Annotated in this window: 1 protein-coding gene; it reads right to left on the bottom strand. The window is 69.5% G+C overall.

The window, feature by feature from the left end; genetic code table 11:
- The coding region (locus AB0D04_RS42615; protein WP_362712871.1) for an acyltransferase domain-containing protein at positions 1-2,197 on the bottom strand (2,197 nt) is incomplete at its 3' end.
- Positions 2,198-2,254 lie beyond the last annotated feature (57 nt).

The raw sequence follows: 2,254 nt of genomic DNA, 5'->3' as shown, positions 1-2,254 counted from the left end.
TCAACAGCAGGTGCCGCACACCATGCTCCGCCACCAGATGCCGAGCCAACAGACCACCCAGCGTGCCCGTACCACCCGTGATCAACACCGTGCCGTTTGACCGGAACAGGCCGTCCGCCGCCTGCGCATCGGCGGAGCCGGTGGCATCGCCTCGCGGCGCGACCCGCGCCAATCGGGGGACCAGCGGCACGCCGTCGCGCACCGCGACCTGTGGCTCGTCGGTGCTGATGACGGCCAGGGCCATAGGCAGCGACTCGCTGAAGGCCACTGGCACATCCAGCTCCTCGGGGTCGTCGAGATCCACCAGCGCGAAGCGGCCGGGGTGCTCCGACCTCGCGGAGCGCAACAGGCCCCAGACGCCGGCCTGGGCGACGCCGTCCGCGCTGTCCTCCGGCGATGCGCTGACCGCGCCACGCGTCACCACGACCAGCCGGGAATCGGCGAACCGCTCGTCGGCCAGCCACGCCCGCGTCAGTTCCAGTGCCGAGTGCACATAGGCCCGTGCCGTCAGATCGGTGGAGAAGACGTCGGCCAACTCGACGACGACGGTGGCCGGTACCGGTGCCCCCTCGTCGATGGCGTCGACCAGCGCCGTCAGGTCCGCGTAGCAGCCATCGGGCCCGTTGAGCTCGCCCAAGCCGACCCAGTCGGGCGCGCCGGCCCCGCCCGCGGTGCCAGTCCACCGGGACGACGGTACGGGTGCCCACTCGACCCCGAGCCGAGGCGCCTCGTCCCCGGCCGCCCCGATCTGCCGACTGGACACCGACTTGGACACCAGCGCGTCGACGGTGCCGACCAGGGCACCCGTGGCATCGGCCAGCGTCAGGGACACGCCGTCGGAGGACTCCGCGGGTGCCAGGCGAACTCGCATCGTGGCGGCGCCTGCGGCATGGAGGCTGACGCCGGTCCAGGAGAACGGCATCCGTACGTGCCCCGGAGTGGGCTGTTCGACGAAGGACGCCAGCCGGAGGCTTTGCAGCACGGAATCGAGAAGCGCCGGGTGGAGCCCGTAGTCCTCGGACGAGGCGCGCATGTCGTCTGGCAACCGCACTTCGACGAACAGTTCGTCGTCGCGCTGCCAGGCGGCTCGAAGTCCACGGAAGGTGGGGCCGTACTCGTAGCCCATGGCGACCAAGCGCTCGTAGAAGCCATCGATCTCGACGGGAAGCGCGTCGGCCGGCGGCCAGATCTCAAGGCCCGTGGACGACGGCCGGCCGACCGTTTCCGTAAGCACACCCGTCGCGTGCCGGATCCAGCCGTCCTCTGCGTCGGACTCACGGCGCGAGTGGATCGCCAAGAGCCGCCTGCCGGTCTCATCGGGCGCGTTCACGCTGACTTGCACCTGTACGCCACCGGATGCGGTCAGCTGCAGCGGCTTCTCCAGGATCAGCTCTTCCACCGAGTCGTAGCCGACCTGGTCGCAGGCGCAGACCGCCAGCTCCAGGAAGGCCGCGCCGGGCAGTACGACCGTGCCCAGTACGGCGTGGTCGGCGAGCCACGGGTGGGTGGACAGCGACAGCCGTCCGGTGAGGACGACCTGGTGCGAGTCAGCCAACGTCACAGCCGCACCCAGCAGCGGGTGCCCAGCCGAGCCCAGACCCAGGCCCCGCACATCACCAGGACGCCGGCCGTCCGGCTTCGGCCAGTACCGCTGTCGTTGGAAGGCGTAGGTCGGCAGGTCGACGCGCTGGGGCTGATTCGGGGCCGGCAGCTTCTCCCACGCGACCGGAAGACCCTGAACATGCGCCTGCCCGAACGCCGTCAGCAACCGCTCCAGACCGCCGTGATCACGGCGGAGCGTACCGAACGTAGCGCCGTCAACGTTCGCGTCCTCAAGGATCTGCTCGATGCCCACCGTCAGAACAGGATGAGCGGAAGCCTCGACAAACACAGAGTGGCCGGCGTCGACGGCAGCACGCACGGCATCCTCGAAACGGACCGTCTGCCGCAGATTCCGGAACCAGTACCCGGCATCAAGGTCGGCCGTGTCGATCAGCTCACCGGTCAGCGTGGAGAAGAAACCCACCAAGGAAGAGGACACCGGACTGATCGAGGCAAGATCCGCCAGAATCCGATCCCGGAGAGCCTCCACATGCGGGGAATGCGACGCGTAATCCACGGGCACCCGACGCACCCGTACGCCCTCGGCCTCCCAAGCAGCCTGCACCTCATCCAGAGCCTGGGCATCACCGGACACCACCGTGACCCCAGGACCGTTGACCGCGGCAACACCCAGCCCGGGGTACCCGGCCAG

Source organism: Streptomyces sp. NPDC048483 (assembly GCF_040651455.1).
Classification (GTDB): domain Bacteria; phylum Actinomycetota; class Actinomycetes; order Streptomycetales; family Streptomycetaceae; genus Streptomyces.
This window is presented reverse-complemented; position numbering and strand designations above follow the sequence as displayed.